Below are 5,513 nucleotides of genomic sequence, written 5' to 3'. Positions count from 1 at the left end.
GATCGTTCGGGGGGGCACCTCTTCCTCCCAAAAAGCGCTGTTTTTCAATCTGCGCCGATTGCGTGCCAAACTCTCCAGCAATCAGACACCACTGACCGATAGCGAACTTCATCAGAAAATCGCAGACGCGATCGGGGTGAAACAAGCCGACGTCGCCTTGATGAATGCCCGCCTTTCCGGGCCGGACACGTCCTTGAATGCACCGGTAACGGACAGCGAAGGCTCGAGTGCGGATCGACAGGACTTCCTTGTTTCCGACGCACCGCTGCCTGATGAGATCGTGACCGTGAACATCGATGCCGAACGGCGCCGTAAGTGGCTGACATCCGCGCTTGAAGTTCTCAGCGAAAGGGAACTCAAAATCGTGCGCGAACGCCGCCTGACCGAGGAAGGCGCTACCCTGGAGTCTCTCGGAGCAAAACTCGGGATCTCCAAGGAACGGGTGCGGCAGATCGAAAGCAGGGCGATGGAAAAACTCAAGTCTGCCTTGCTTGCAGCGCAGCCGGACAAGGCCGCCTATAGCACCTGAGCGACGCTTCTTGGGATACTAGCCCGATCAGCTATTGAAGCTCAGACAGAAATCCGGCGATCACTTTCACAATCTGCTTGTGAATGTCAGCGCGGTCGGTCCCTTGAGGATCGTCGCAGATCGGATCGTCCTGTTCCTCTTCAAGGATTGCGGCTCCCTGCTCGGTACACTCCCCCAAAAAGGTGAAATGGTTTGCCGGAGACAAGGAAACATGTGTGACGTTTTCCAGCTTGCCCGTCAGATTGCTGCCGTTTGAACCGACATCCGCTGCCTTCCAGAGGTTTTCTTCGCCAAGACTGATCAGCTGAATGGGCATCGTCACCGCGCTGAGACTTTCATCATTTACCGCATAGGTGAAGCCGGGGTCGATGGCGACAGCAGACCGGACACGCTGGTCCCGACCACTCGAGGCCAGTCCGTCAGCCATGCTGACGAGATCCACATCCCCTTTTGCAAAAAACACGCAATCAGGCGCGGCATCTCCAAAGCGCCCGCAATAGTCTGCATAGGTCTCAGGCTCAAAAGTTACACCTGCCATGGTCAAAGCTGTCGCACCTCCAAGTGAGAAACCTGCTGCAACGATCCGGTCCGGATCAATAAAACGGGAGAAATAGGGATCGCTCAAAAGATGGTCCAGCGCCGCGCTTAGATCACCTGCCCGCTCCGCCGGCTGCAAGGATCTTCTGGGCGAGGAATCGCCGGACATCGATCCTGGATGGTTGACGCCAACGACCATGATCCCTTGTTTGGCCAGTTCCGACGCCAACCACGACAGGGCATCCATGTTGCCACCGGACCCGTGGGAGAACAACACCACTGGGTACCGGCCGGATTTCACTCCGGCACCGACCAGGGCCTTTGTACCCTTGAAAACCGGCCCTTTGCCGATAAACCCTGCATAGGTCCGGGTTCCTGCGGGATACCATACGGAGCCCGACATCAGGGCCGGCCGATGAGCGGCTGAAACCGCGAACCGGTCATAACCGGCCAGTTCCTCACCATGGGCAAATGCAGCAGTTGTCGAAACGAATGAAAAGGCAACAAGAAGGTGCTTCATTTTCGGTCATCCTGATTGATTGGGATGGCCAATATTTTGATGAACCGGTGTCGAAACGCGTCCTAAAACCGGATAGAGGTCGCCTTGAACCGGTTTTTGTCCTATCGCAAGTGTCAGTCACGCTTTCATGATTGAGTTGGAAATGCTGGTTTTGCCTCTTCCCCTGATTGTCGCTCTTGTGCTGGGGTTCCTGTTTGCACAAACCATGATTGCCAGAAATCGGCCGGTATTGTTTTCAACGCTGCTGCTGGTATGCGCGTTTCAAAATCTGATTGTTGCTCTTGGACAATATTATGGTCTGACTCCCGCGCTGAAATTGCAACCGGTTCTGGCTGCATGCATTCCCCCAATTGCGTGGCTCGCTTTTGTTTCCGCTTCAGTCCGCCCGATCACGCTCACGAAGGATTGGGGCCATATACTTGGTCCTGCGTTTGTATTTTTCTGCGCCTTGTTTGCTCCGGTTACGCTGGATGCTGTGATCGTATTGATATTCTTCGGCTACGGCTGCGCATTGCTGATCAGCCTGCAGGCGCACCGGGACGCATTGCCGTTGGTAAATCTCGCAGCCGGGACAATACCGCACCGAATATGGACGGCCATCTCGATCGCGCTTTTGGTGTCTGCACTGACCGACATCATGATTGCTTATGCGTTTCAAACGGGAAGTCCGGACTGGGCTTTCAAGATCATCAGCGCCGGATCGGCGGCCGCACTGCTAGCGATCGGCATCTTGTGCCTTTCCCCGAACTTGCGAACAGGCGAACCTGAAAGAGCATGCACCTCATCCACCGACAGCAATTCCGCGCAACAGATTACCTCCAAAGCAGATACCGACCTGGTTGCACGCCTGGACGATTTACTGGAAACAAAGGCGCTCTTTCTGGATCCGGGTCTGACACTCAACAGACTGGCCCAAAGGCTTGGTGTGCCTGCAAAACAACTTTCCGCTGCCGTCAACAGGTCCACAGGTGAAAACATATCACGCTATATCAACGCTTACCGTATCCGGCACGCTTGCGGTTTGCTGGACCGGGGCACCAATGCCACCACTGCCATGCTGGAGAGCGGTTTCAACACCAAGTCGAACTTCAACCGGGAATTTGCGCGCTTAACTGGCAAGACGCCGAGTTCCTGGACGCAGGACGCGGTTTTGTCCACCTCGTCCCAGCCAGCCAGACTGTCTTCGCATCAGTCTCGTAACGACAGTTAATCCACCACCAGCTTGACCGCGGTTCCGGTCGGGATCGGCTTGCTGGGACTGAGATCGTTCAGGATCGAGAAGAACTCCAGTCGCCGAGACGGTTCGACGCCACTCATTCCGACTGCAAGCTTGCGCGGCGTGTCGCCGGGTTTGGTCTTGACCACCTTGATCCTGAGAGATCGCAGACGGGCACGCTCGGTCGGCGTCAGCTGTTTGAAACTGTCGATCGTCTGACGAAAATCCCTGTCAAATGTGTCATTGGGTGACCGGCTGGCGAAAATGAACCTGTAGCCGGTGCGCCCTATGCGCACGACAGCGATCCGGAACGACCACCCTTGTGTGATAGCGGCACCGGTGACACCCGGAAGACCGTTGATCGTCGTATCGCGGACACTCTCCGGCAGCAGACCGTTGATCCAACCGGATTTCATGTACTCAACGAGGCTGGAATAATTGCTGACATCGGCGCCGTCGAACCGGATTGCCGTTCCCGATCCGTTGCTCGCCAGAACCGCTTCGGGTGTGTTTTCAAGGATGTATCCGGAAGGCACGGAAAATCCGATACCCAGTGCCTTGTGCAGGAACGAGCGGCCGCGAACGAAACCTTCGAGCGGATCATCGCCGAACAGCATGCCGTTGATCTGGCTAAGATACCGGTCGCGGTCGCGTTCTCCGATCCCTGGAGCCCCTATCTGGCGGGCCGAGCGAACCGCAATTTGCAGCCGTTCCGGTGTCGAGGGGTGTGACGACAGGAAATCAGGCGCGGAAGAAGACGCCTTGTCGGCAGACTGGTAACGCGCAAACGCGGCCATGGACCTCAGGAACCTGGCAGCCGCGTAAGGATCAAAGCCGGCATTCGCCAGCGTTCTGACACCAATTGCATCGGCTTCCAGTTCCTGAACCTGACTGAATCTGGCAAACGATAGCTGCGAAGAAACAAGGGCCTTTCGCGCTTCTTCCGAATCCTGCACGACATCGGTCAGGATCTTGTTCGCAAGCTGTTTGGCTTCGGCGCGCTGCGCCCGCTTGATCGCATGATTTGCCGTCACATGCGCCATTTCATGGGCCAGCACTGCTGCGACTTCCGATGTGTCATTGGCAAGAGCCAAAAGACCCCGCGTGACATAGAGATATCCGCCCGGCAGCGCAAAGGCATTGATCGCAGGCGAGTTCAAGATGGTGATCTTGTAACTTTGTGACGGGTCGTCCGATGCCGCAACCAGGCGGCCGACAACGCTTGCAACTGCTCGTTCTGCCCCCGGATCCTTGTAGACACCACCATAGGTCGCCACAACCCGTGGATGTTCCCGGGCACCGATATCCGTCGCAAGATTTGGCCGCAACGTTCCCGGCGCCACCGTTCCAACGCTGGTGCCGTCCCCGAGCAATTGACAGGCAGCAACGAGAAGGCACAATCCGCCAATGGCAACACAGCGCAACCACCCGCGGGCTCGCCCGTAGCGTTGTTGTTCCTGTATTCGAAGCATCGAGATGCCCCGGAATTTAGTCGCTGTTTTGGCCGCCACGCGCTGCCCTTTTGTTCTCAAGTACTACCAGTTGCTCCGGATGCCGAAGTGTCACAAGCGGGCCATCCCGCATTTGTACAACACCCCGAACCTCGACCGTTTTGCCCTTCAAATCCTCAATGCGCCACCCTGAACGGCCGAGAGTGGCATCAAAACTGTCCTCGTCGGCAGATTTCCAGGTGACCGTAAAATCAGTTTTCCAGAAATTTCCAAAATTCAGATAGCGGGTACTGCGGGTTTTTCCAAGTGAAACAATACGCCCGCGCGCAATTACATATCTGCCCGTGAGGCCGCCAAACTCTTTAACCCGCCAGGTTTCCCTGAAAGGCGCGTTCTCCGGATCCTTCCAAATACCCAATTCTTGAGACCGGGCCGAACGTTCCACGCCGCGCAAGAGGTCCGCGCAGACCCCATCGGCAAGTTTGGGAGCAAAAAGTGCCTCGCCCCTCTCCAGTTGGATCGCTTGAAACAGATATCGGGTGTCATCACGATACTCAATGATCCATGCGGGAACCAGTCCCCACCGATTGACAGGCCCGGCAGGTATGGCTTCAAACCGACCCAAATCAGTCGAAACGCCGGTATATTCAAGGTGACCAGCTTGGGCCGCCGTCAGCGCTCCAGATCGAATGTCCACCGGCAGAAAACGTCGGCCCGACACATCGACAAACACTCCATCCGGGGTCCGGTCAATGAGCGAAACGGCATCGATGTCTTGAGGCACACAGGCAACAACAACGTCTTGCGCCGAGATCACCCCACCACCTGCGGCTGCAGAACCACCAAGCAAAGCCGTCCAGCAAATCTGCAAAAACACGCCGCGGGCCGGTCGCGGGCAGAAACGCCTTATCCAGCCAAGCAAATTCTGGCATTGCCAGAGCCTTTTGAACACCTGCTGCCCTCTCAGCCCGTTCTGTTCAAACGCTCTCTCTCGGAATCGATTTCAGTCAGAGAACACAAGCCTCTCCGACACCGGTTCACAAAAGATCTTTCCATCCTTGAGGAGAAAGCGGTCACGATGGAGTCTCTTGCTAAGCAGCGAATAAGGCAAGTCCAAGACCAATCCCCCTGGTCCGACCGCATCATTCCTGCTTCGAACACTCACCGGCCTTATTTCACACTAATCCCCACCCGCAATTTCGGGATCATTGAAGAAGGCTCGCAAAGGCCGCCAATTCATGCTAATCGACCGCTTACAGG

Annotated in this window: 5 protein-coding genes; 2 read left to right on the top strand and 3 right to left on the bottom strand. The window is 56.2% G+C overall.

Annotated features, from left to right (window positions below; all coding sequences use genetic code 11):
* Positions 1 to 529 (top strand): sigma factor-like helix-turn-helix DNA-binding protein (locus K5905_RS26570; protein WP_297589867.1); only part of this gene is annotated, 529 nt, incomplete at its 5' end.
* Between the two features lie 31 nt (positions 530 to 560).
* On the opposite strand, the gene K5905_RS26565 is transcribed toward K5905_RS26570, so the two are convergent.
* On the bottom strand, positions 561 to 1,586 hold the full coding sequence (locus tag K5905_RS26565) for an alpha/beta fold hydrolase (protein ID WP_297589864.1): 1,026 nt from the start codon (positions 1,584 to 1,586) through the stop codon (positions 561 to 563).
* 142 nt (positions 1,587 to 1,728) lie between these two features.
* Between K5905_RS26565 and K5905_RS26560 the strand changes: the two genes are divergently transcribed.
* Positions 1,729 to 2,796 carry an AraC family transcriptional regulator gene (locus K5905_RS26560; RefSeq protein ID WP_297589862.1) on the top strand — a complete coding sequence of 356 codons (1,068 nt, stop codon included), beginning with the start codon at positions 1,729 to 1,731 and terminating at the stop codon, positions 2,794 to 2,796.
* Here the strand turns inward: K5905_RS26560 and K5905_RS26555 are convergent.
* Together K5905_RS26555 and K5905_RS26550 are read right to left on the bottom strand one after the other, a co-directional pair.
* Positions 2,793 to 4,274: a M48 family metalloprotease gene (locus K5905_RS26555; protein ID WP_297589859.1), complete on the bottom strand. Its 1,482-nt coding sequence runs from the start codon at positions 4,272 to 4,274 to the stop codon at positions 2,793 to 2,795. The genes K5905_RS26560 and K5905_RS26555 overlap by 4 nt on opposite strands.
* Positions 4,275 to 4,290: 16 nt before the next feature.
* On the bottom strand, positions 4,291 to 5,130 hold the full coding sequence (locus K5905_RS26550) for a hypothetical protein (RefSeq protein ID WP_297589856.1): 840 nt from the start codon (positions 5,128 to 5,130) through the stop codon (positions 4,291 to 4,293).
* Positions 5,131 to 5,513: the final 383 nt, after the last annotated feature.

Origin of the sequence: Roseibium sp., assembly GCF_025698965.1 — a bacterium.
Taxonomy (GTDB): Bacteria; Pseudomonadota; Alphaproteobacteria; order Rhizobiales; family Stappiaceae; genus Roseibium.
Note: the sequence above shows the minus strand (reverse complement) of the source record. Positions and strands in the feature narration are given on the sequence as shown.

Bases quoted from the DNA above. Each gene is read 5' to 3' on its own strand.
- K5905_RS26560 (WP_297589862.1), top strand. From the start codon at position 1,729: ATGCTGGTTTTGCCTCTTCCCCTGATTGTCGCTCTTGTGCTGGGGTTC.
- K5905_RS26565 (WP_297589864.1), bottom strand. From the start codon at position 1,586: ATGAAGCACCTTCTTGTTGCCTTTTCATTCGTTTCGACAACTGCTGCA.
- K5905_RS26555 (WP_297589859.1), bottom strand. From the start codon at position 4,274: ATGCTTCGAATACAGGAACAACAACGCTACGGGCGAGCCCGCGGGTGG.